The following is a 25,614-nucleotide window of genomic DNA, read 5'->3' as shown; positions in this document are numbered from 1 at the left end:
TCACGCTAAGTGTAAGGCCCTTGGTGTCATTCTGGTTAGGTTATCGATTCCATACTCGTTCAGGGAAGTCATTAACGGATGGTATTGAGATGAAACTGTTTTATAACGTAGAAGACAAACCACCAGTCGGAGCGTCAATTTTATTGGCGTTACAACATATGCTTGCGGCGATGGGAGCAATTATTGCAGTACCACTTGTCGTTGGAAGTGCCATAGGTTTACCGACAGATCAAATGGTCACTTTGGTTAATGCTGCATTGATGGTATCGGGTGTCGTTACCATTATTCAGTGCAAAGGTATTGGTCCTGTTGGTATTCGTTTACCTGTCGTCATGGGCACAAGTTTTACTTTTGTGGCTATTTCGATTTCTGTCGGATTAGATGCAGGTATCGCCGGTATTTTTGGTGCATCCCTTGTTGGCTCGGTCGTCATGATTGTAGGCAGCCGATTTATGCCACAAATTCGAAAGCTATTTCCACCCGTTGTATCTGGTACGGTAGTGGTCTTAATTGGTTTAACCATATTACCCGTTTCAGTCGATTGGTTTGCTGGCGGTTTTGTGGGGCAAGAAGAATATGGTCAGATAAACAATTTATTGCTGGGTTTATTAGTCTTAGTGGTGGTGATTGTTTTATCCCAATTAGGTAAAGGTATTATCTCTGCGGCAGCAATTGTAATAGGTATGGCTGTCGGCTACATCACTGCTATTTTCATGGGAATCGTTGATTTTTCACCGGTGAAGAATGCAGAGTTCTTTGCATTACCGAAGTTATTACCATTTGGCTTAACGTTTACGGTTAGCGGCATTATCGGTATGTCGATAGCGTATTTAGTCACTATTATGGAATCAACAGGCGACTTCCTTGCCTTAAGTGACGCTACCCATACAAAATTAACCGGTAAAAAGCTTTCTAGAGGAATTTTATGTGACGGTTTGGGCAGTGCATTAGCCTCTTTGTTTGGTGCAACGCCATTCTCATCATTCAGCCAGAACGTTGGTATTGTTTCTATCACTGGGGTCGCGAGTCGTCATGTTGTGGCGGTAACGGGCGTCATTATGTTGATAGCGGGCTTATTTCCAAAGTTAGGCGGTATTGTTGTCACTATTCCTTCTCCAGTATTAGGTGGCGCAGGCTTAGTCATGTTCGCGATGATCATTTCATCGGGTATTGGCATTCTTTCTCGTATCAGTTTTACCAAGCGAAACATGCTGATTATTGCTGTGGGTGTTGCATCGGGAATGGCGGTAACTGTTCGTCCTGAAGTGCTTACTTATTTACCTGATTCATTCCGCGTAATTTTAGGCTCTGGTATTACCACAGGTTCGTTAGTTGCGTTAGGTATGAATGCGTTCTTAGGTATAAACCGTGAAGATGAAGCAGAAAGTGCACAAGAAAAACGTGAAGCATTAAAAGAACAAATTAAAGAATGTGAAGCTTGCGACAAAGCACTGAAAGAAGAGGAAGCGCTTGAACAAAAAGAACAGTTAGAAAGTGCGAAATAGTCATTGTTTATAAAAACTGTTGTTTATAAAAGCCATTCTTTATAAGAGCAACTGTTTATAAAAGCATTGCTATAAAAGTATTGTTATAAAAACAGCCGTTTATAAAAATAGAAGATTTGAAAATAAAGCGTTACGTCGCGTTGCTGGTTAACCCTACACGTTTTTTATCAGCAGCTGAAAGACGACGAAAGCGCAAAGACAACTATTAGAGGTTTATATGGAATATAGCCAATCAATTAAAGCGATTCGTGCATCTATTTTAGATATAGCGTGTGTCGTAGATAAACCGGAAGATATCGAACAACACCTGCGTTTTATCGAAGACGGATTAATGCTGGTTGATAATGGTCGAATTGAATGGGTGGGAACCTGGGAAGAGGGTAAAGACAAAATACCTGATTCAGTGCGTATTCGTAGTTACCCTGGCAAGATTGTTATGCCAGGATTTGTCGATACACATATTCACTACCCACAAGCAGAAATGGTGGGGGCTTACGGTGAACAGCTTTTAGAGTGGTTAAATAATTACACCTTCCCGACAGAAGCCCGTTATAAAGATAAAGACTATTCACGTGAAATGTCGGCGTTCTTCCTCAAGCAGTTATTACGCAATGGTACAACGACCGCATTGGTATTTGGTACGGTACACCCTGAATCTGTTGATGCATTATTTGAAGCGGCTGAAGGCATCAATATGCGGATCATTGCTGGTAAAGTAATGATGGATCGTAACGCCCCTGATTATCTATTAGACACACCCGAAACGAGTTATAACCAAACCAAAGAATTAATTGAAAAGTGGCATAAACGCGGTCGTTCGTTATACGCCATTACGCCTCGTTTCGCGCCAACTTCGTCGCCAGAACAACTTGCGATGGCGGGTAAATTGAAACAAGAATATCCCGATACTTATGTGCACACACATTTGTGTGAAAACAAAAATGAAATTGAATGGGTAAAAGAATTATACCCAGAGCAAGACGGTTACCTCGATGTGTATCATCATCATGGTTTAACGGGTTCAAAAAGTGTTTTCGCTCACTGTATTCATCTTGAAGATAAAGAGTGGGATTGCTTGCAAGAGACTGATTCTGCTATTGCTTTTTGCCCTACATCAAATCTGTATTTGGGCAGTGGCTTATTCAAATTACAAGAAGCATGGCAGCGTAAAATCAAAGTGGGAATGGGGACGGATATTGGTGCCGGAACCACGTTTAATATGATGCAAACATTGAATGAAGCCTACAAGGTGATGCAGCTGCAACAACACCGTTTATCGGCATTTGAAGCGTTCTACCTTGCGACATTAGGCGGGGCAAAGTCGTTATCACTCGATCACCTAATTGGTAACTTTGAAGTAGGAAAAGAAGCTGACTTTGTTGTGATCGATCCTTGTGCCACACCATTACAACAGCTACGTTACGACAGCTCAAAAAGCCTTGCTGATGAATTATTTGTCTTAATGACATTAGGCGATGATCGCAGTATTTATCGTACCTATGTTGATGGGCGCTTAGTGTATGAACGCGGCTAGTTAAGTTTGATACCGAATTAAAATTGAACATTGTTGAGAGGAAGCTCAACGAACCTATAGGCTGCAAAGGTAACAACAAAGATCGACCTTTGATACTCCAACTGATTTTATAGAACTGGGTGTCTAAATTTGAGTTTCTAGAATTGATCATTGAAATATCAATGGTGAGTTTCTAGAATCTCGGTTCGATTTTTATCGCTTTTGCTCCTGACGACAAATCAAAGGAACTAACATCATGTCTGATCACAGTGCAATACATACAGGACAATCAACAAAAGACACTGATCTTAACAAAACGGAAAACCCAGAAGCAAAACCTGAAATAAAAGGAGGGCTTGATGGCTACTTTTATATTACAGAGCGTGGTAGTACCGTAAAAACAGAAATGGTCGCTGGGTTAACGACGTTTTTAGCGATGGTTTACTCCGTTATTGTAGTGCCGAGCATGCTTGGGGCTGCAGGGTTTAACCAAGGTGCAGTATTTATTGCGACCTGTTTGGTTGCCGCATTTGGCTCATTATTAATGGGCTTATGGGCAAAGCTACCAATGGCAATCGGCTGTGCTATCTCGTTAACTGCTTTTACAGCATTTAGCTTGGTATTAGGGCAGGGCATCAGTATTCCTGTTGCGTTGGGTGCAGTATTCCTTATGGGTGTGGTGTTTACCGCTATTACTGTAACGGGGGTAAGACAGTGGATTTTAACGAACTTACCACATGGTATCGCACACGGTACGGGTATTGGTATAGGTCTGTTTTTACTGCTAATTGCCGCAAATGGTGTGGGTTTAGTGGTTAAAAATCCGTATGAAGGTTTACCGGTAATGCTAGGTGAATTTACCTCGTTACCTGTGCTTATGTCCGTGTTTGGTCTTGCGGCTATATTTGGCCTAGAAAAACGCCGTGTACCGGGTGGTATTCTTTTAGTGATCGTAGCGATTTCAGTATTCGGTATTATTTTTGATCCGAATGTTGTGTATCAAGGGCTTTTTGCTATGCCATCGTTTGGCGCTGAAGGTGAATCACTACTGGGCACCATGGATATAATGGGTGCATTAAACCCTATCGTTATTCCAAGTGTTCTAGCCTTGGTGATGACCGCAATTTTTGATGCAACAGGGACTATTCGAGCTGTTGCGGGTCAAGCAAACTTACTTGATAAAGACGGTCAGATTATCAATGGCGGTAAAGCATTAACGGCAGATTCAGTCAGTAGTATTGTTGCTGGTTGTGTGGGTGGTGCACCTGCTGCTGTATACATTGAATCTGCTGCTGGTACGGCTGCTGGTGGTAAAACAGGATTAACGGCTACAGTAGTTGGCTTGTTGTTTGTACTGATGTTGTTCTTGTCACCTGTTAGTTATCTTGTTCCTGCATACGCAACAGCCCCTGCATTGATGTATGTGGGTTTATTAATGCTGAGTAATGTAAGCAAGTTAGATATGAGTGATTCTGTTGATGCCTTATCTGGCTTAATGTGCGCAGTATTTATCGTATTAACAGGTAATATCGTTACAGGTATTATGCTTGGCTTTAGCTCGCTGGTTATTGGTCGTGTTGTCTCTGGTGAATGGAAAAAGCTAAATGTCGGTACGGTACTTATCGCAATCGTATTAGTTGTTTTCTACGCTGGAGGTTGGGCTATTTAACATAGCTTTATACCGACAGTATTATTAACAATCAAAGCCGTTGCATATTATGCCGCGGCTTTTTTTGTTTTCTATGTTCAATTCAAATGGTTTAAGTGACTGACCGCATCTTTAAATTGCTCATTGAGTTCCTCGTGCCTTAATACTTGCTTTTCAGTATCAAAATGATCATAAAAACTAGGTATAGATAAACTAGCTTTAACTATTCCATCAAAATATGGTGCTGATTGTACCGCAGAGGCAAGTACACTAGCCCCCCCCAAAGAACCTGGTGAAGTGGAAAACAGAACCATTGGCTTGTTTTGAAAAACCTTAGGCTCAATACGAGAGCACCAATCAAATATGTTTTTGTATGCGACTGAATACGAACCATTATGCTCTGCAAATGAAATGATAATTCCGTCACATCCCTCTATTTTTGCTAAAAAATCTTTGGCTAATTTTGGATGCCCCAATTCTTCTTCTTTATCTTGACTATATAAAGGCAATTCATAATTATTTAAATCTAAAATTTCAACATCAACTTTATTTAATAACTGACTAGCATACCCAATCAATTGTTTATTGATTGACTTCTTGTGATTGCTAGCAGCAAAGGCAATAATTTTCATGATTATTTTCCTAATAGTTATTACTTAGTCGCAAAATAGGAGTCGTGGGAGTATGTTATTTATCAAGACACTAGTTTTAACATTATGACTAGCAACTCTTCTAACCGTCAACTCTGAGGAACACCACCTGTAATCACATTAGCACAGGTATTACAAATCAGCCTTAACAGTCAGTGAATGAGTTCTAGCTCTAAATGAGAATGGGATCGACCTGAGTTAGACAAAAGATCGCAGAAGTGACCTCTTTTATTTTTTCGGTGAGACACATTACAGCCCCTAAAGAAGGGGCTGTTTGATTTATGGTTACGAAGTAGTGAATGTAGCTGCCTTTTTTCTGCAACGCTAATTCAATATAAATATGACAGCCAATAAAATACTTGCGATCATAGCGGCAAGATATTGTTCATAGATTACAGAATACTATGCAAAACCTATTACCCATTGATTCGCTAAAGCTCGATTTTCTGAAAGCTTTACAAACATCTCATCTCGTTATTGAAGCTGAAACTGGTTCTGGTAAATCCACCAGATTACCTTTATGGGCAGCAGAATCTGGACGTGTTTTAGTGGTTGAACCTCGTCGAGTAGCGTGTACCGCGTTGGCTGAATATGTTGCTTCTAGTAATGGTGAAACGTTAGGTAAGCGAATTGGTTATGCCATCCGTTTTGATAATCGCTTTAATGACAATACTCAAGTTATTTTCGTTACTCCCGGTGTTGCTTTACGCTGGATGATAGAAGACAAATTGCAGTCTTTTACTACCATAATGATTGATGAATTTCATGAGCGCAGGTGGGATACAGATTTATTGTTGGCGTTACTGAAAAAAGAAAATGCGCACCAATTGATTGCAACATCAGCGACGATGGATAGCCAACGTTTGGCTGACTATCTTGGTGCGCAGCATCTTAAAGCAACAGGCAGAACCTATAACGTAGAGGTTGTTTACAAAGCAAATGATAGCCGCGATATGCCTGATGTCCGTGGTATTGAACGAAAGGTAAAAGAGGTGGTTGAACAATATTATCGTGAACAAGATGATATTTTAATTTTCCTACCTGGTCGTAAAGAAATTAGCCAATGTGTATCGACATTAACACAACATTTTAAAGAGCAAATCAACTTAGGTTTAATCGATGTAATCCCATTACATGCCTCAGTATCTGATGATGAACGCTATCGCGCATTAACTAAAAGTGACAAACAGCGGGTAATTGTTGCAACCAATGTGGCTGAAACCTCGTTAACGATTCCCGGTGTTACTTTAATTATTGATAGTGGACTAGAGCGAAGAACACATCAGCGAAATGGCCGTACTGTATTAGGTTTACATGCTATTTCGAACGCCAGCTCTGAACAGAGAAAAGGTAGAGCTGGTCGAGTGAGTGAAGGAATATGCGTTCGGTTATACGGAAAAGCTGCGCCATTAGAATATTTAACACCACCCGAATTACATCGAGAAGAGCTGGTCGAACCGATGCTGGCCGCTGCGTGTTGTGGCTATCAATTTAATGAGTTGGCATTTGTTGATAGTCTTCCAGAGAAAACGACTCAGCAAGCGATTGTTCGATTACACAATATGAGAGCGATTGATCAAAATGGGCGAGTCACCGCACATGGACGGCTGTTATTTCCGCTACCGATTGACACGCTTTTTGCGCACTTAATCACTGTTATGCCCAATAAAGCCAGCCAAGAAGCGATGGTCGATTTGTCTGCTGCGTTGTCTGTACCTCAGCGTTTATGGCAGTTTCCTAAAAGCGAAGAGGGCAGAGAAGAGTTAGTGCAATGGCAACCTCAGCACTGTGACGCGACAACACTGATTAAAATATTACGTGAAGATGCACCTGAATCCCTTAATATTGATAAGCAAGTGCTTCAAGATGCGCGTCAGTTATCGAGCCAAATTCGTGAAGCATTGGAATTACCGATGCTGGAAGTTGCGACATCAATTAAACGTGAACAATGGTTAAATGCAGTTATTGAAGCAGCACCTGAATTAGTGTTTGTGCGCCGAGAAAAACGTAAGCAGGCGTTAGGTAATGGCTATAGTGAGGTGAGTATTGGCCGTGAAAGTCGCTTTTCAGACGATGATGAAGCCGCTATCGTTTTTGATCAATATGCAATGCCTGGTCGTGGCAGTAAACAAACATTAGCGTTGGCAACCTGTATGACGCCAATAAGCCTGGAACAGCTGATTGCGTTAGATTTGGGTGAGCAGGTAGCAGGAAAAAGCGAAATTGTAGAGGGTGAATGTCGAGTTGAAATTGAACGTCGTTATGCTGGGCGGGTTATTCAACGACAATGGCAAAAACCTAAAGGAAGTGTGGCTAAAGAGACATTAGTCGATTTGATTCTCCAAGGATATATGCTTTCAGGCCTAGCAGAAAAGATCAGTGCTGATATCCAGCAATGGAATTTATATTTAGCTTTGGGACGATATGATGCCTCGCTCTACAGCACCAACATAAAGCCCGAATCTATCGATGTTGTTAAGTGGCTATCTATTCAAATTGAAGACCTTGGGATTGAGTCGTCAGATGATCTGGAATTATTCTCTATGGACGACTTTCATTTTGAGGGCATCCCAGAATGGGAAAGGGAAGATTTTGATACCGAGTATCCACATCGAGTGCAATTAAATGATTTAGTGATGAATATTGAATACGGTATTCATCGAAAAGCGGTCGTTGCTACTTATATTAAAGGTAACCGAAAAACAGATCCTAAACGGTGGGAGTTGCCTCGTTGGCAAGGGTGGAAGATACAATACCGAAAAGCAAGCAGAACGGTAGATATTAAATAATCACGATTGTAATGATTGGAGACTGTAAACAATAGTATTAAGCCTTGAAATGAAAGCAGCCAGTTTCTGGCTGCTTGATCGTATTGAGGATGTTTGTATTATAATTTCAATTCGTAATATTTACCTGTTCCGCGGGTAGGCTAACGGTTTCTCTAAAAGGTTCTTGTGTGCTGTCTACATACCACGCTTCAATTAATAAACTTTTTAATTGGGATGTGGCAGTTATTGTACCTTTGAAATTACCATTTTTAATTTCACCAGCAATAATTCGGCTGTTTGCATCAGGTACTGGCGTGCCTGTCGCATCGATCGAATATCTCCCATAGATACTCAAAAACATGGTTTCTGTTTCATTAAGGTCAATAATAATGCTTACAGGATAAGAGCTTTTAAAATTGAAGCCGTCTGGTACGACTAATGATTCAAATTTTGCTGAAGACTCATCGTTTACCGCTGCACTATCGGCAGGAGAATCAGGATTACTGGTCGATGCATCATCTCCGCCACCGCCACCGCAGCCTATTAATAAAAAGACGACAGGTATGATTAAGAATAAATTTTTCATATTGGAATCCTTTGTCGTGTTTTATTCAAATAATTGATTAATAACAGCATTACTACGTAGGTACCAATCAGTATTCGTTGCACCGCCAGAGGTCGCGTACCCTTCTAAATCTGGATATGCAGCTAAAATATCGGTTCTTTCACTTGGGTGGTTCCACTCGCCATCAATAAGTAAACCAAATGAAATTCCGTTATCGGTGTGGTAAGTATCGCAATCTTCGCCCGGGCAATTTGTATATGTAGACGTATCATCATTGGTAGAGAAAAAGCTTGAAGATGCAACCGATGTAATGTCATCACCTTTTAAATGTATCTCGAGAGATCGACCAGGGTTACCGCCAAATGAATCACCATGATAGCGACCTTCTAACCCACATATGAATGGGTTAAGTGGCATACTGGGTCCTGTACCTGCAGCAAGTGGTGTACTGAATGGAATACTTGCTTCGAAGACAAATTGGTTAGCGCTATCGCTTGAACACCCTTGCCAGACTCGGTAATAGTTTCCTTCACTACCTGAACAAACAGGATCTGTAATTTCAGCTTTTAAATTGGTAGAAATAACCGCGACGGCATTCGTAGTACCAGCCTCTAGTACTGTTGCTTCGTGTTTAGTTTGATTATTCACTACGAGCTTTGTTAAATCTTCGTCGATAGATGATCTTGCTATACCATCGAGTTGTACGGCAAAGCCGTTGATGAAATCAGCGCCGTATGCTTGTAAGCTGCCAGAGATATCATAGCGAACAATATTCCCTGTATTTGTATCTGTGACAGTATCAACACGGTAAAACATTACAACATCGTTAAAATCGAAGTCATCTTTTTCTGGCCAATTATCTTCGTAGGCTAAGGTTACCCATGTACCTTCCCCTGGATAGTAATTATGGGTAAGGTTTTGTTCGTTAATCGTAACGCTGTAATCTTCGACTTCCCCGTCTGTTACACCCCCAAAATATGTGATACCTGTATTTCTTGCCCCTCTAAATCGTGCCCAAGTTGTTGCGGGAGTTGCGGTTTCTGGTACACGCAATTTAAGAATATTCACCCCTGGTGGTAATAATTGGTCAGTAATAGCTTGTTCACCTTCATCGGCAAAATCACCATCATCATTCCAATCAAACCAAGCGCTTACATAAGTATTTGCACCTCCGCCAATAGTGACTTGAATGCGGGTGTCTGAGCCTTGTTTTAAATCGTTAATAAATACAATGCCGTCTTCATCGTCAGAGCTTGTAGCATCGTCAGAAGAGCCTGATAAAACAGCTGAGTCGCCTTCATCATCAATGAGTGAGCCAAAGAAAAAGTTAGGCCCTATAAAGTGGCGAGGTCCGTTGGTTAGTATGCTGGTTTTATAACTTTCGGGTGCATCGCCAAAATCAGTATTTGTTGCGATAACAGGGGCGCTTGCACATCGAGCACCATCATTTTGTCCAGAAAGTGGTCCACTCGCAAAAAATTCGGCTGTAGCATCAATCGTTCCTGTAATATCACGCAAATCTATCCGGTAAATATTCCCATCTACATTATTGCTGATGTACATGAAGCCATTCACGTCAAAATATTGTGCACCAAACGTCGTAGACCCTGTTAACCCTGTCGAACCAACAACCGCAAAACTGGCGTTGCCTGACCCATCGAAACTGAATTTATATAGGTCGTTAGCACTGTTTTCCACCGCAAATAGTTCGCCAGTTTCAGGGTAGAATGCAAAGTCAGTTAAATTTAATGTCGCTTCAGCAGCCGTCATTATTTCTACAGCAATAAAATTGTCATCACCTGTACTGAGATCGATTTTATACATACCAGTACCTCTAAGATAGAAGTACAAAGCATCATCAAATACATCACCGACAAAGAAATTAGTATCAGCAGGTAAACCTGTAACGGATACATTTTCAATAAGGTAAAGCTGATTGATACGCGTAACCGTTGAATCACCTTTGTTCCAGCCATAAATATAGCGATCTGTTTCATTGAAACCTACCGCATTGATAACGCCTGTAGCGCCGGTATTTTGATCATTTGCAACTCGATATGCCCCTGAGGAAAGGTCAACTTCATAAACAGTTGATGGGCTTCCTTGAAACAACATTGCCTCTGTCGGGCAATCATCAAATGGATGAGCACCATAAACATCAATAGAAGCAGAGCATAATGCAATAAGTAAAGTTGTTCGCTTCAGACATTTCATATTTATGCCTTCTAAATTATTTAAAGTCGAGTTCATACGAGAAGCATCAATATGTATACCAGTTTTTGAACTGATATTTTTATTTGAATTTATCGGGAAAACAGGTGGTTGTGTAAGAGTCTCATCATATTAATAATAAGATTGCCAATATGGAGCCTTTATTCGCAAAATGATAATGATTAAAAAAATATAATTTAGACAAGGGAGGGGTGTTTTTAGACAACGAGTAGAACTTCTATGTTTATTCTTATAGCTATATATATGGCAATGTAATTTACGCTCTAGTTATTAATCTAGAGCGTAAATAATTTCACTATTCTTAGTGGAATCTTAATTCGTTGGGTATTCACTCCAAGTGTTACCATCTAGTGAAATATAACGTTTATTGTTTATATCCATAACTGTTGTTCCTGAGTTCTCTGCTACAACAGATGTTTCGGGTAAATTGATAACAAGTTTTTCTGGATCAAAGGTGGCTAATTCATAAATATTTTGGTCTAAGATATTTGATATTAAAGAAGAAACAGCTAAGTAACTTGATGGTGCTGTAATATGTACAGTTTTTCCTGTTCGCTCAATATTCTTGCCAAACACTTTTAAACCGACTGGTACATGGGTTATTGATGGTGCTGGGATTTCACGCATTCCAGAAATTTGCATTTTATCACCGCGCATTCCAGCACCATGTTCAGGCACCAGCACAACCACAATATTACGTTCAGATACTTTTAGTTCATTAAAGAAGGAATACAAATCGTCGAGTAAATTGTTTAATCGACGTTTATAGCTGATTAGACTCGTTGATGCATTATTGTTAATAATACGGTTGCCATCATGAAGTGAAATCGTATTGTATAGAGCCACGACTTTACCATTGCCATTTTTTATACGTTCTTGCCACCAACGGTCTAAAATATCTTTATCTCTAAAGATAGATGCGCCATCAAAACCTTTTTGATAAGGGGTTAACCCTTCTTGCGGCATTAAGTTTGTTTCAATCTTTCCATCTTTTTTAATAAGGCTTAAGAAGCTATCGAAAACACCATCATGGTTCATTAATAAGTTTTCTTGGAATCCAAGATCTGCTAAATTTTCAAATAAATAGCATTGATTAGATGCTGCATCGTCAAATAACTGGCTATGTTCTTCTTGCCCACAGTTTGCCCGTAAAAGGCGGATTACCGCTGGTCCACTATAAGATGTAGCAGAGTTGAAATTATCAAACATGATGTCAAAATCATCAAAAAGCGGGTGATTCTGCAAGCCTACAAGTTTAATATCATCCCAGGCAACAGAGCAGATACTTAAGAAAAGAAGGTCGAATGGGGCATCTGATTTAGTGTTGTTGTCGAAGTTCGTGACGCGTTTTGCTTCTTCAGAGAAGAAGTTTTTTTTAAAATTATTGAGTACATCATCGTTAATTTCTGAAATCTGTAACGGTTGTTTTTCTTTTACGTTTTGGTCTGTTGTTTGCTGTTGTGCTAATAATGATGGGGTATTTTCAATGTTTGGCGTTGTGATAATTGATTGGGGAATACTGATGTAAATGAGAGCGATTAAAACCAGTACTGTTACTCGAAGATATTTATTCAGTAAATAGTAAGCAGCAGACAACGTGAAAATAGTTAATAACGTTGTTAGTGAGATAAATCGCCCCGCGAGTTCTATTAGATAGCTCAGCTCAAATTGCATAAGCTGTCCTATTTGAGACCACAGCCTGTCAAGTGGTGGTAAATAGGAGTCAAAATGCAATAACCATAAACCAATTGGAATAGAGATAAAAGCTCGAGTAATTTTTAGCCATTTAAACGATATGGGTAATAATAAAAAGCTGATAAAGGCGAAATTTTCAATCGTATGAAAGCTGATATCACCTTTTAAGAATAAGGCTATTTTTATAATAAAGTAAACATTCCACCAGCCTAAACCGTTAAGAATGTTTTTGGGTTCCGATGTTTGGCTATTCATTATTTATATTCATTCTTTTTGTTTGACGGTTGAGCCTTTTTCATGCGCTCTTCAAAGTATGTTGGTTTTTGAATACGATGACGGTAGAACTTCTTTAAACCTGAAAAGATATCTCGCAGTAGGTAACCAATGATAATACCAATAGAGAGACTAGCAACGACTGTTAATATGAAATTGCTAACATTCATTATTTGCACCTTACTTTCAGCGGTTTGTTTATCGCAAATTGTGTAATGGCTGATTCAGGTCTTATATGTTCTTTGTTTATAGATGAAATATGTTGTTCCGTTGAAATCGTTATAGCATCAGAAGGTATATCGACGGCATGCTTAATAATATTCTTTAATTCCAACTCAAAATCATAATTATCTTCAATGATAATATGGGAGTGAAAGAGATCGCTGACTGGGATGTCAAAAATGTTATTGAGGGCGATCTGAGCGTCATTCATACGTACTGCGCTGAATAATATATATATCGCATGATTACACGCAGTTGCAATATCGCCATCGCGACGAATATGGCATAAACGTAAACATTCTTCTGCGCTCATTCCGGGTAAAAGGTTCAATTTTATCAAAGAGAAATGTAGCTGTGTTTGCTCTGATACTTCAATCAGTTTAGAGCAGTAAGAAACGAAGTTTTTATTAGAAAGGTAGCCCTTGTAGCCATATTCTCTATCAAATTTTAGTAAGGATTCAATTGAATCTGGTATCTGACGAGTAAAAATTTGCCCTTGAATAGCTTCAATTAAACTAAGAAATTTGGCGTAAGACATATTATAAGGAGTAATAAGGTTTATCCCAGCCTTCATCAGAAATTTCTCGTCAGAATACCGTAGACATTGAGCCATTTCTCTTACAATGATTTTAACAGCGCTGCCTGCTTTGCGTCTTAGATGAAAGCTATCGAGTGCAAGTTGTTTGACTTCATGCGTATCATAACAACTTAGAATTACGGTGGAAGCTTGTATATGTATAGTCTCTAGTATGTTGAAAAGTTCAGTATTAGTATTGCTAATAATGACTTTACCAGGTACTTGTATGCCATCACCGATGGCAGTCATTGGCGCATATACCCGCTCATCGTCTGTGAATTTTAGCCTCGAATGGTAATTACTGTCGTTTTCGCGAGAGCTAACATAATATTGATTTCGGTCATTTGTATTGAGATTGAATTCAACATTACTTATTACGCCATGATGACTACCCCAAAAAATCACATGGTAATTAGAGTGAGTTCCATCAACGTGTTGCAATGTAGCTAGTCCAGATATATAGCGATTAAGTAAAGCAAGTTGAGGCTTGATGACAGATGTTACGGTAGCGCCAATTATTATAAAATTAATGGCTATTTTTTGATCTATAGCCCATATTTTTGTTTTTCTGAAGAAATACGTTACATCGTTATTATTACATTGATCAAAGATTTTATCAGGTATTGAAATTATTAAGATAGAATCGGTACGGAACTGCATTTTAATGAGATCATTGACGACATTTTTTAAATTGATAGTTTTATTTGTAAACTTGGAACCAAGGAAAAACTTTTTTTGGCAGTTTACATTCATATTATCGTAGCTTTCTTGCCTTTCATTAGCATCAAAACCAGAAAAATAATCATCTATATTTGATAAGGAAATAAGAGATACCAACTTTACATCTACTATGAGTCGATTAATGTACTTAAAACTCGATTTTTTTGTATTAAACAGGTTTATATACTGACAGGTACAATCAAATGAAGCTGCATCTAAATCTAGATTTAGTATTCCTGACATAATATGACCTTAAATGAGTTTACAGAATGCGATGTCATTAAGAAGGGTTATTAGTTATATATCGAACTTGTAATAATACTAACGTGTTGGTTTTTAAAAATCCAATATTATTGCTAACAAATTGAATGTAATAGTAAAAGCATTTGATTCATGATAATAATAAATCTATTATCATTAGTAATGCTAGCAGGGGTTTGTATTATGACGAAAAAGCCGGCTAAAGATATTGATGCTATTTATGCATCGTTTGAACTTGATGAATGTAATTATGCTGAATTAAGTGAAGATGAACGCTATCACTCAATCAAAAAAAAGTGGGTAATGCTTAGTGTCATGTCAAACGAGATAACAAGCATGAAGCTGAGAGTGACTCCTTCAACGACAATACATCATGAATAGGTGGGGCTTATATGAATCGTATCGTTATTGTTGGTCTGAAGGGAGGTGTTGGCGGTACAACGGTCACGGCAAATCTTTCTCACGCTTTACATTTATTGAGTAAAGAAACAATAACAGTGGATTTAGCTGAGTTAAACCTTTTGCGTTTGCATTTCACCATGGATATTAATAATGATGATGGTTGGGCTAAGTATTTTTCAAATAATGAATGTTGGTCTAATGCTAGTTATGAAAGCCCTCAAAGAATGCGCTTTGTTCCATTTGGTACGTTAAACTCATCTGAGTTAGAAAAATATTGTGCACATAAAGAGGAATGGGTAGCGAAACTATCTGGTGAGCTGTCAATTGTTGATATGGATGCTGAGCATTGGCAAATTATTCACTTACCAAATTTAGAGCATAATCAAAGAGTAAATAGAAAAATATTAAATAGTGCTGATCTTGTTATTGTTGTTATTAACCCTGAACCTATAAGCTATTATCTGATACGTAATGACTCTATTAATTATCTCGAGTTAAAGAAATTGGTTGGCGATGAAAATAAAATTAAATTTCTTATTAATAATTTTCAGCCAGAAAGTGAAGTGAGTCAAGATTTTAGACTTGTTTTACAAAAAGAACTCACCAGTATGCTACTTCCAGTATCATTGCACCGTGATACAACTGTTATTGATAGTATTGCCAACTTAACGAATGTTCATACTACCTCACCACATAGCCAAGCTGCTCGTGATTATCAATCATTAGCTTTTTGGTGTGTTACTCATCTTTACTCAAGGGGTAATGATAAGAGAGGTGAGTATGTATAGTGGTTTAAACGTGATATTTAAAAGCTGGATTGTTAATACATTTTTTCAGCAATTGAAAGTTTATGAGCGTGATGGGGGAGGAGCTTCTAATCGTATAGGTCGTTTTATTCTTTTTATCTGGTTTACATTCTGCTTTATCTTTTTGAAAGAGAAAATCAATGAAACACCGAGTTGGAAATTACTCTTACTGTATTACCCGCAAATAAATTTCGCCAGGCCAAAAATATTGGATTTACTGCGTTTTATAATACAGTCATTTTGGCTGTTAATTGTTAGGCAAGACCTCTCTAATACAAATAATGTTGCAGTGAAAAACTATTCATTAAGACTGAAGAACAATGTTGTGAGTGTTTTTCATATGCCTTTTGAGTATCTTTCATTACTGGTTATTTGGCTTGAAAAAAAAGCAAGCTCGTCTGAGAGTGTGCCTTTTATAAAGAAAAATAAAAATGATGAATTATTTAATGCCGTTAATTATGTGCTGTTGTTCATTGTTTTATTATTGATTTTTTTGTGTTTTACCGTACCTTTTAACTTACAAGCTCAGACTGTTTTTATAATTATTTTGTGGTCATTAGCCATGATGTTCAGGCGAATGCCTGGGCGTTTTCCAACAATGCTATTGATTGTGTTGTCACTTACTGCCTCTTGCCGCTATATATGGTGGCGTTATACATCGACACTAAATTGGGATGAACCTCTCGCGCTTGTTTTAGGGCTTATATTGTTACTAGCAGAAACATTCGCATGGGTTGTCTTGATACTCGGCTATTTTCAAAATATTTGGCCACTTAATCGTAAACCTGCTCTCTTACCTGTTGATACGACGCTTTGGCCAAGTATTGATTTGATGATACCGACTTATAATGAAGATCTTGATGTTGTGAAAGCAACGGTTTATGCATCACTTGGTGTTGATTGGCCAAAAGATAAATTGAATATCTATATTCTAGATGATGGAAAAAGAGATAGTTTTAAAAAATTCGCCAAAGAAGCAGGTGTTCATTATATTCGACGACCTTTAAACAATTATGCTAAAGCGGGTAACATTAACTACGCGCTTGAACGGTCGGGTGGTGAATATGTGGCTATTTTTGACTGTGATCATATTCCAACACGTGCTTTTTTCCAATTAACTATGGGGCTATTTCTGAACGATCCTAAGCTTGCCCTTGTACAAACACCTCATCATTTTTTCTCGCCGGATCCTTTTGAAAGAAATTTATCGAATTTTCGTGATGTCCCAAATGAGGGAAGCCTTTTTTATGGCTTGATTCAAGATGGAAATGATTTATGGGACGGTACATTTTTCTGCGGTTCGTGTGCGGTTTTACGCCGTAAGCCGTTGGAGGAGGTGGGGGGCATAGCTGTCGAGACCGTTACAGAAGATGCACATACATCATTACGCATGCATCGCCTTGGCTACAGTTCTGCTTATTTAAAGCAACCTTTATCGGCAGGTTTGGCGACAGAAACGCTCTCTGCCCATGTAGGGCAGCGTATTCGGTGGGCAAGGGGAATGGCACAAATATTTAGAGTCGATAACCCTTTAACTGGTAAAGGGTTAAAATGGCAACAACGCCTTTGCTATGCCAACGCGATGCTGCATTTTCTTTCTGGTATTCCGCGAATTATTTTCTTGATTGCCCCTCTAGCTTTTTTATTACTACACTCTTACGTCATTTATGCGCCTGCGTTAGCCATCGTTCTTTATGTATTACCTCATATGGTTCATGCCAGTATTACAAACTCAAGAATACAGGGGGATTATCGTTTCTCATTTTGGGGGGAGGTTTATGAAACAGTATTGGCATGGTATATCGCACGCCCCACGACGATTGCGTTATTTGCTCCTCATAAAGGCACCTTTAATGTAACTGCGAAAGGTGGGTTAATTCACAAAACACATTACGACTGGGTAATATCGAAACCCTATTTGGCGTTAGTCTTTCTTAATATTATTGGTGCTGGTTTTGGTATTTATCGACTGGGGGGGGGGCCAACAGATGAGATTGCGACTGTGATAGTCAACATTTTATGGACAGTATATAACCTCTTGATCCTTGGCGGTGCAGTTGCGGTTGCTGCTGAAACAAAGCAAATTCGAAAGGATCATCGAGTGCCCGTTAAAATTCCGATGACGATACGTCTGTACTCTGGTCATTTACTGCAAGCTGAAATGAATGACTTTTCTTTAGGTGGAATACGGGTTGTCATAGGTCAGTCGTTAGAATTACAGCAAGGTCAGAAGCTAGACATAATATTAAGCCGTGCAGATCAAGAGTTTACGTTTCCTGCAAAGATAACCTATTCGAATGGCAGTTCTATGGGATTGCAATTAGAACCATTAACGACTCAGCAAGAAGTTGATTATGTGCAATGTACTTTTGCGCGTGCAGATACTTGGACTAAATGGCAGCAAGGCTATCAAACTGATAAACCGTTGATGAGTATGAAAAGCGTACTCAAAGTTGGTTTTAATGGTTACCACAGTTTATTGCAACACAGCCCCAAACCGGTTGTATTAATTGTTCAGAGTTTTCTAAAAGTGGGTAATTTTGTTGGGTCATTTAGACCAAGGAATACATTAACAAGAGCAAACGATAATGCGAATTAAGAGAATAATACAAATAGTCGCAACCGCATTAGGGCTTGCATTATCAAGCATTACAGGTGCTGCGACATCCGATCCAGAGCACTTGATTAAAAGTGAAGTTGGTGACTTTCCTATTGTGACAGAGCGGATAATTCAATTTTCACAATTAGGCTATAACGGTTCTATTAGTATGCTTGGCAGTGAAAGTAATGCTTATATTGGTTTTGGCTCTCGGTTGGATGAAGTGATTTCAAAAGGCATGCTCTCATTTGATTTTACACCTTCACCAGCATTGCGCTCAGTCGTATCACATCTAAAGGTTTATTTAAATAATGAGTTGATGGGTGTTATTTCTATTAATGATGGTGATCAGGGTAAAAAAATAAATGCAGATATCCCGCTAGATCCTCGTTTTTTTAGTAATTTTAATCAACTGCATATTGAATTTATAGGTGATACCGAAGGTCTTTGTGCTAACCCTAATCATCCCAGTATCTGGACTGAAATAAGCCAAAGCAGCCATATAGCATTACAGGTCCAAAAAACGGTTCTTAAGAGTGATTTAAATTTATTACCAGCGCCTTTTTTTGATGAGCGAGACTTTAGCCAGGTTAATATCCCGTTCGTCATGGGTAAAAATTATGATTTAAGTGAAGTAAAGGCAGCAGGGGTATTAGCGTCGTATTTTGGTGTTCTATCAGACTGGCGCGGTGCGCGTTTCCCTATGTCTGTGGATGAGTTACCTCAAGAGAATGCCATTGTTTTTGTTACTAACACCAATAAACCAGCATTTTTACAAGACTTTCCTGATGCCGATAAGCCTACATTACAAATGATTAGTCACCCAGAAAATCCATACATTAAATTATTATTGATTATAGGGCGCGATAGCAAAGATCTGAACGACGCGGTTATGGGGCTGACTTTAGGTAATAAAATATTAACTGGGCCCATTGCAACAATTAATGACGTAAAGCAGATTTCACCTCGCCGACCTTATGATGCACCCAATTGGGTAAGTACATTACGGCCTATTGCATTGTCTGAATTAATCAAAAATGTACAAGATTTACAAGTAGAGGGCAGAACACCACCACCAATTAGTGTGAACTTTCGACTGGCTCCTGATTTATTTACTTGGCAAAGTAGAGGTATACCATTAGATCTTAGGTATCGCTATTCGCCACCGAGTGAAGAAAACTCTGGCTCTCGAATGAGTTTGAGTATTAACAGCCAATTTATTGAAGCCTTTAATTTGAAAATGGAAGGTGAAGGCGGTAAATCTAAGCGTATACGGGTACCTTTATTGGATGATGGTTTACTTGGTTTAGGCGATCAGGTAAGAATTCCTGCATTTAAAGTGGGAAGTAATAATGAGATTGAGTTTGAATTTGGCTTTGCTTCAATGACTGAAGGCATGTGTCAAAGTTCACAGCCGAGTAAGCAATATGCGGTTATTCAGGCTGATTCGACGATCGATTTTTCAGGCTTTCCACATTATATCGAAATGCCAAATTTACGGGCGTTTGCTAATTCAGGTTTTCCTTTTACCCGTATGGCTGACTTATCTGAGACCGTTGCAATAGTACCTAAAAACGCCCCCATTGAAGCGTTACAAACGTTTATTAATATGATGGGCGTAATTGGTTCCGAATCAGGCTACCCAGCCATCCGAGTTGAATTAATTGATACTTGGGCAGAAGAACAGCTGAAAGATAAAGATATTCTCAGCATTGGCGTTGTTCCTGAATTACAAGAAGCTGCGTCTGATAAAAATGAAGTAAATCTAGTATTACAAGCGGGTGAACGACTGATTCGGTTACCCGTTAAAAATGAACAAGAAGCTAATCTGAATTGGATACTTGATGTCGAAGATGTGCAGGTGGTTTCAGATGTTATTTCAGTTCGTTCGGAAGGTGCCTTTGCTGCAATAACGGGTGCTGAATCACCGTTCACGCAAAATCGCAGCCTTGTATCATTGCTGGCAGCAAATTCAGCCGATTTCAGTTTGATTGATGAGGCGTTATTAGACAGCGGTAAAATAGCACATATGTTTGGCTCTGTTGTTACGCTTCGAAATAATGAGGTTGCTAGCTTCAACGTCGGTGATCATTACTTCGTTGGTGAGTTGCCAATTTGGCAATTAATTTGGTATCACTTTTCTAATCGTCCTGTGTTATTAGCTTTTATTTCGGCATTTCTTGTTGTCATTATTACGATTGTATTGTGGCGATTGCTTCGTACAGTAGCGCGTAAGCGATTAGAAACGGATGAGGACGACGTATGAAAAAGTTAGTATTAATTATAGGCTTTATTTTTTCTTATCAAGTGAATGCAAGTACTTGTAGTTGGCCAGAATGGGAACAATTTAAATCGACATATATCCAAAATGGCAGAGTGATTGACGGTAGCGATACACGACAAATCACCACCTCAGAAGGGCAATCTTACGGCTTGTTTTTTGCGTTAGTCGCGAATGATCCGACTACATTCAAGGCAATGCTAAATTGGACTGAAACCCACCTAGCTGGGGGCGATTTAACGGCACGCTTACCTGCTTGGTTGTGGGGGGAAAACGATTTAAATACATTTGGTGTGCTTGATAACAACCCTGCATCTGATTCAGATTTATGGATAGCATACAGCTTAATTGAAGCGGGTCGTTTATGGGGAGAGTATTACTATGAATCGCTAGGCTATTTGTTAGCAAGCCGCATCTTACGTGAAGAAACACGTGAAGTTGAAGGCATAGGGACAGTTTTACTACCTGGGAGAAAGGGTTTTGATAATGGCAAAGGGCAGCTACGTCTTAATCCAAGTTATATGCCACTATTTCTTATTAAAAACATGGCATCCCATTACCCGAATGATCAATGGCAATCTTTATATAACTCAAGCTACACCATGTTAGAAAAGACGATGCCAAAAGGTTTTAGCCCTGATTGGGTAACTTTGTCTAATACAATGTTTTACGCTGATGCAGAAACGGGGCCTATTGGTAGCTACAATGCAATAAGAACTTACCTATGGGCAGGCATGTTAAATGATAAAACGGAAGAAAAACTAACCTTATTATCAATGATGTCGCCAATGGTGAATGCTATAAAGCAACTACAGGCGCCACCTCGAAGTGTGAATACTGAAACTGGCACATTTAAGGAAGGCGGTAGTGCTGGCTTTTCTGCCGCTTTGTTACCGTTATTACAATCGCTAGGTGAAAAAGAATTGGCGATAGAACAAGCCAAGCTCGTATCTATTTCACTTCATTCTAATAGTAATAACTATTACTATGACAACGTGTTAGCTCTATTTGGCATGGGGTGGTATCAAGGTAAATATCAGTTTGGAGTCAATGGCGAGCTACAACCGTTTTGGGTTGAGCAATGTCAGTGAAAACAAAGGTCTATCGTAGACTATTTATCGGTTTAACGCTAGCCTTGGGCACAAGCCCAACATTGGCTGCTGGATATAATTCCGGAAATGGAATGACTGGCTCTCAATCAACGAAAAAAGATACCTCTCAAGTTTATCAACTCAATAGTGCAAATGTTATTTTCTTTTCGAATTTACAGAAGGTCGACTCGGTAGAGTGGCTCTCTAGCCAGCTTAAATTTGCCCAAGCAATGAGTCGGAATGATATTGTATTAAGTACGTTAGAGCGTTTGTTCGCGATTGAACCAAACAATCTTGATGGGCTTTATTATCAAACCAATATGTACTTAAAGCTTAATCAAATTGATGACGCGAAAGCGACTTTTGAGCAGCTTAAGTCATTGGCACCCAATGCTAAGCAAACTGAAAAATTAACAGTAATTTTTGCTATAAAATATGAAAAGAAAGCAGAGTTTCAACATGCCCGCTTACTTGCGCGATCAGGGCGTAATGAAGAAGCATTAAAAGCCTATCAAAAGTTATTCCCTAACGGAATGCCAACAGAGGTACTTCAACTCGAATACCTACAAGTTGAAGGTAATATTGATAGCCATTGGTCTCATGTTAAATCGGAATTGGAGCTACTGAACTTAAATTATCCAGGGGTTCCTATTTTTCAATTAGCATTGGCAAATCATATACGTAAACAGAGCCCAGCAGACCCTTGGATTTTAGCAACTTATCAGCGGTTAGCGCTTAAGCCTAATATTGGTAAACAGGCGGCAACTGCATGGCTAAGAGCGTTAAATCAATTACCAATAACTGATGATGTTGGAAAGCAGTATGCGATCTTGGCAAGCTATTACCCGACAGATTTAGAGATAAAACGTGCAAATCAAAGTGCGCAACGTCGCCTTGCTACTGAAAAAGAGTTGCGTAAAGATCCAACTTACTTAGCGAAGCTAAAAGGGTTAGCGTTACTAGAAAAGAACCAAACGAATGCAGCAGCTCGACAACTTCAATATGCAATGACAACTCGACCTAATGATCCTGAAATTCTTGGTGGCATGGGTAAGGTGTACTTACGTTGGGGGAATCAAACCAAGGCATTAGTTTTTTTTAAAAAAGCACTGGAAAATGACAATGACCCTGACAACCAATCGAAATGGAAAAGTTTAATAGACACTTCTTCTTATTGGGCTTTTGTGGATCAAGGTGATAAATATACAGAGAAAAAACAATATAGTCGTGCAGAGCGGCAGTATAAGAAAGCCAAAGCACTTCAGCCCAATAACCCTTATACGTTAAATCGCTTAGCAGAACTATATGGAATAAAAGGGAACTATAAAGAGGCGGATAGATATTATATCCAAGCGTTAAAACGAGATAGTTTAAATAGCACGGCTTTAAGAGGAAGAATTGATCTATTACTGAGTCAAAATAAATCAGATCAAGCCATAAGGTTAGCTGATACTTACTCAAGTAAGCAGAAGCGTATTGTCAAAGTGAAAGTGAACGAACTGAAAATAGACCAGCTAAATAAAGAGGTACAAGCTGCATTATTGGCAGGAGACAATCCTCTCGCAAGTCAAAAAGTGGAAGCATTGCTTTTGTTAAAACCAACATCAGCTTGGCAGCGTGCTGATATCGCAGATGCACTGCGAATGACAGGACAAAGTGAACGAGCCGACCGTTTAATGGTGATTTGGACGAATAATGTTCCTGAACCAGAAATGCGTTTTGCTTACGCTTTGTATTTATCGCGTAACGGACAACTTAACGCGGCAGTAGCTGAATTAGAAAAAATAGATATTGCCCAACGCTCGCCTGCAATAGAGCGGAATTTAGCTCGTTTAAAGCTTGATCTTGAACTTGGTGATATCCAATCCTTATTTTTAGTACAACCTTTTGAAGCCGAACAGCAGCTAAAGTTATTGTCGATAAATTATAAATCTAACCCAGAAGCCATGATGCGAATTGCATCAACATGGGTTGAGTTATTGCAGCCAACAAAAGCGATTACGATTTTTGATGAGTTGATCTTTGATAAACAATGGCCATTTTCGACTCAATTGAGTTATGGCGAATTAATCGTAAAACTTCAAAAATACCACGTATTTGAACAATGGATAAAGCAGTTTAATGGTGATGGATTATCTTCATCTGAGTACAGCGCATTGCGGCAATTAAATACTCGACGTTATCTATCTGAAGCAGACAGTAAAATGCTAACGGGCAATTATGCTGAAGCAAATAACCTATACACAGTAGTATCAATGCAAGCAGGCCCCTTACGTACAGATGGTCAAATAGGTGTACTACAATCGAGTGTCCTATTACAAACCTCGTCGCAATATAGCAAACTAGCAGAAGACCTTTACGCTAAACGAACGCAATTAACAGCGAAACAACTGGTTGATGTGGCTGTCGTTTTCAATCAAATTGACCGAAAAAATCAAGCAAATACATTAAATTCAATCTTGTTAACTAAACATGATGCCGAGGCGATGGATTATCGTGATGCAATGTCCGTTGCTATGGTTAACCATGAATGGGGTATGGCGGATACTTTGGCTTATCAAGCGTTGAATTCAGATCGTATAGAAAAGAGCAAAACGCCCCTACAAGTAAACGAAGAGAAACCTGAACTGCGCGAGTTGTACGATAATGCTGACGATTATTGGTTAACACGTAATGTAAAAAGAGATATTGATAAACTTCGTGACCGCAATGATGGGCATGTTGTTTTTGGTTTTGATTACAGTGGTAGAGATGGTGAAAATACTGCATTTCAAATACCTATCGAAGCCCGTATTCCGATTGCAGAATATAATGGTCATCTACTTATTCGTATTGATTCTGTGAGTATCCGCTCGGGGGAATTAGAGTATTTCAACAAGACGTCAGCTGAAAATGTCACTGAAGCTATTGATCAAAGCGCATTTGGTACTGCTTTAGGGGTCGGTTGGGAAGCCGAAACATGGTCGGCAGATATTGGTACAACACCAATAGGTTTTGATCATGCCACTTGGGTTGGTGGTGTTAATTTGAATGGTGACATACGAGATTTTGGGTGGAATGCAACACTTTCACGTAGGCCTGAAACGAGTAGTATGTTGTCTTATGCTGGGTTATCTGTCCCCTCGGGATCACCACCTGCAGGAAGTATTGACCAAGAAGGTACAGAGTGGGGTGGAGTAGTACGAACTGGTGTTAAACTTGGTGGTAGCTACGACATTGGTGGTCCCACTGGTTTTTGGAGTAGTCTACAGTATCATCAAATTACGGGTGAAAAAGTTGAAGATAATACTCGGATAGGGTTGTTAGGCGGGGGCTATTATAAATTGATTGCTGAGGATGATGAGCGCTTAAGCCTTGGTATGAATTTAATGTATTTAACCTATGACAAAAATCTAAGTGAATATACATTAGGTCATGGTGGTTATTACAGCCCTCAAAGTTACTTTTCGATATCTTTGCCTGTTAACTATTATGGTCGTTTCGATAATACATGGGCTTATTTATTCAATGGCTCAATTTCAAATTCTTGGACAAAAGAAGATGCACCTTATTTATTCACCAGCGATTCAAGTACAGGTGGTTCCAGTACAGGTGGCGGATTTGGTTATTCTTTTCTTGCAGCCCTTGAAAAACGTGTTAGTAAAAGGTGGTACATAGGGGCGTCATTAGATTTACAGCGTTCAGATTTTTATGAACCTAATCATTTTATTCTTTATGCACGTTATACATTTAATGACCGTTGGCAATTGATTCCAACACCAGCCAATACACCATTGCTTTACAGTGATTTTGATTAAAATAAGCAT

The 25,614-nt window shown here is 39.1% G+C and carries 16 protein-coding genes; 10 read left to right on the top strand and 6 right to left on the bottom strand.

Annotated features, from left to right (window positions below):
* The first annotated feature begins 89 nt into the window (after positions 1 to 89).
* The 3 genes from C9J47_RS11395 to C9J47_RS11385 all read left to right on the top strand — a co-directional run bounded on the left by C9J47_RS11395 (position 90) and on the right by C9J47_RS11385 (position 4,687).
* Positions 90 to 1,505, top strand: coding sequence for a solute carrier family 23 protein (locus C9J47_RS11395; protein ID WP_107253646.1), 1,416 nt, complete (start codon positions 90 to 92; stop codon positions 1,503 to 1,505).
* A 217-nt stretch (positions 1,506 to 1,722) separates the two neighbouring features.
* Complete coding sequence (guaD, locus tag C9J47_RS11390) at positions 1,723 to 3,039, top strand: guanine deaminase (protein WP_006231721.1); 1,317 nt, start codon at positions 1,723 to 1,725, stop codon at positions 3,037 to 3,039.
* A gap of 235 nt (positions 3,040 to 3,274) precedes the next feature.
* Positions 3,275 to 4,687, top strand: a complete 1,413-nt coding sequence (locus C9J47_RS11385) for an NCS2 family permease (RefSeq protein ID WP_107253645.1) — start codon at positions 3,275 to 3,277, stop codon at positions 4,685 to 4,687.
* Between the two features lie 77 nt (positions 4,688 to 4,764).
* Here the strand turns inward: C9J47_RS11385 and C9J47_RS11380 are convergent, their stop codons facing one another.
* Positions 4,765 to 5,298 (bottom strand): NADPH-dependent FMN reductase, encoded by a 534-nt coding sequence (locus C9J47_RS11380; protein ID WP_107253644.1) that lies wholly within the window; start codon positions 5,296 to 5,298, stop codon positions 4,765 to 4,767.
* A 422-nt stretch (positions 5,299 to 5,720) separates the two neighbouring features.
* Here C9J47_RS11380 and C9J47_RS11375 point away from each other — a divergent pair, with 422 nt between their 5' ends.
* Entirely contained in the window at positions 5,721 to 8,105 is a 2,385-nt protein-coding gene (locus tag C9J47_RS11375; RefSeq protein WP_107253643.1) for a helicase-related protein, read from the top strand.
* A gap of 106 nt (positions 8,106 to 8,211) precedes the next feature.
* Here the strand turns inward: C9J47_RS11375 and C9J47_RS11370 are convergent, their stop codons facing one another.
* From C9J47_RS11370 to bcsE, 5 genes are all read right to left on the bottom strand, one after another.
* Positions 8,212 to 8,670 carry a hypothetical protein gene (locus C9J47_RS11370; protein ID WP_107253642.1) on the bottom strand — a complete coding sequence of 153 codons (459 nt, stop codon included), beginning with the start codon at positions 8,668 to 8,670 and terminating at the stop codon, positions 8,212 to 8,214.
* A 21-nt stretch (positions 8,671 to 8,691) separates the two neighbouring features.
* Positions 8,692 to 10,863 carry an LruC domain-containing protein gene (locus tag C9J47_RS11365; RefSeq protein WP_107253641.1) on the bottom strand — a complete coding sequence of 724 codons (2,172 nt, stop codon included), beginning with the start codon at positions 10,861 to 10,863 and terminating at the stop codon, positions 8,692 to 8,694.
* A 330-nt stretch (positions 10,864 to 11,193) separates the two neighbouring features.
* Entirely contained in the window at positions 11,194 to 12,831 is a 1,638-nt protein-coding gene (gene bcsG, locus C9J47_RS11360) for a cellulose biosynthesis protein BcsG (RefSeq protein ID WP_107253640.1), read from the bottom strand.
* A complete protein-coding gene (locus tag C9J47_RS11355) occupies positions 12,831 to 13,019 on the bottom strand; it encodes a hypothetical protein (protein WP_107253639.1) in 189 nt (62 codons plus the stop codon). Before C9J47_RS11355 ends, bcsG begins: the two co-directional genes overlap by 1 nt.
* A complete protein-coding gene (gene bcsE / locus C9J47_RS11350; RefSeq protein WP_107253638.1) occupies positions 13,019 to 14,611 on the bottom strand; it encodes a cellulose biosynthesis protein BcsE in 1,593 nt (530 codons plus the stop codon). The genes C9J47_RS11355 and bcsE overlap by 1 nt, the downstream gene beginning before the upstream one ends.
* A gap of 201 nt (positions 14,612 to 14,812) precedes the next feature.
* Here bcsE and C9J47_RS11345 point away from each other — a divergent pair, with 201 nt between their 5' ends.
* The 6 genes from C9J47_RS11345 to C9J47_RS11320 are packed head-to-tail and all read left to right on the top strand — an operon-like array spanning position 14,813 to position 25,605.
* A complete protein-coding gene (locus C9J47_RS11345) occupies positions 14,813 to 15,010 on the top strand; it encodes a hypothetical protein (protein WP_006231731.1) in 198 nt (65 codons plus the stop codon).
* 11 nt (positions 15,011 to 15,021) lie between these two features.
* Positions 15,022 to 15,819, top strand: a complete 798-nt coding sequence (gene bcsQ / locus C9J47_RS11340) for a cellulose biosynthesis protein BcsQ (protein WP_107253637.1) — start codon at positions 15,022 to 15,024, stop codon at positions 15,817 to 15,819.
* Positions 15,812 to 18,436 carry a UDP-forming cellulose synthase catalytic subunit gene (gene bcsA, locus C9J47_RS11335; RefSeq protein ID WP_107253636.1) on the top strand — a complete coding sequence of 875 codons (2,625 nt, stop codon included), beginning with the start codon at positions 15,812 to 15,814 and terminating at the stop codon, positions 18,434 to 18,436. Before bcsQ ends, bcsA begins: the two co-directional genes overlap by 8 nt.
* Entirely contained in the window at positions 18,426 to 20,702 is a 2,277-nt protein-coding gene (gene bcsB / locus C9J47_RS11330) for a cellulose biosynthesis cyclic di-GMP-binding regulatory protein BcsB (RefSeq protein WP_107253635.1), read from the top strand. The genes bcsA and bcsB overlap by 11 nt, the downstream gene beginning before the upstream one ends.
* Positions 20,699 to 21,808: a cellulose synthase complex periplasmic endoglucanase BcsZ gene (gene bcsZ / locus C9J47_RS11325; protein ID WP_107253634.1), complete on the top strand. Its 1,110-nt coding sequence runs from the start codon at positions 20,699 to 20,701 to the stop codon at positions 21,806 to 21,808. Before bcsB ends, bcsZ begins: the two co-directional genes overlap by 4 nt.
* A complete protein-coding gene (locus C9J47_RS11320) occupies positions 21,799 to 25,605 on the top strand; it encodes a cellulose synthase subunit BcsC-related outer membrane protein (RefSeq protein ID WP_107253633.1) in 3,807 nt (1,268 codons plus the stop codon). The genes bcsZ and C9J47_RS11320 overlap by 10 nt, the downstream gene beginning before the upstream one ends.
* Positions 25,606 to 25,614: the final 9 nt, after the last annotated feature.

Origin of the sequence: Photobacterium indicum (genome assembly GCF_003026215.1) — a bacterium.
GTDB lineage: Bacteria > Pseudomonadota > Gammaproteobacteria > Enterobacterales > Vibrionaceae > Photobacterium > Photobacterium indicum.
The sequence above is the reverse complement of the archived record's forward strand: the minus strand, read 5'-3'. Positions and strand labels throughout refer to the sequence as shown.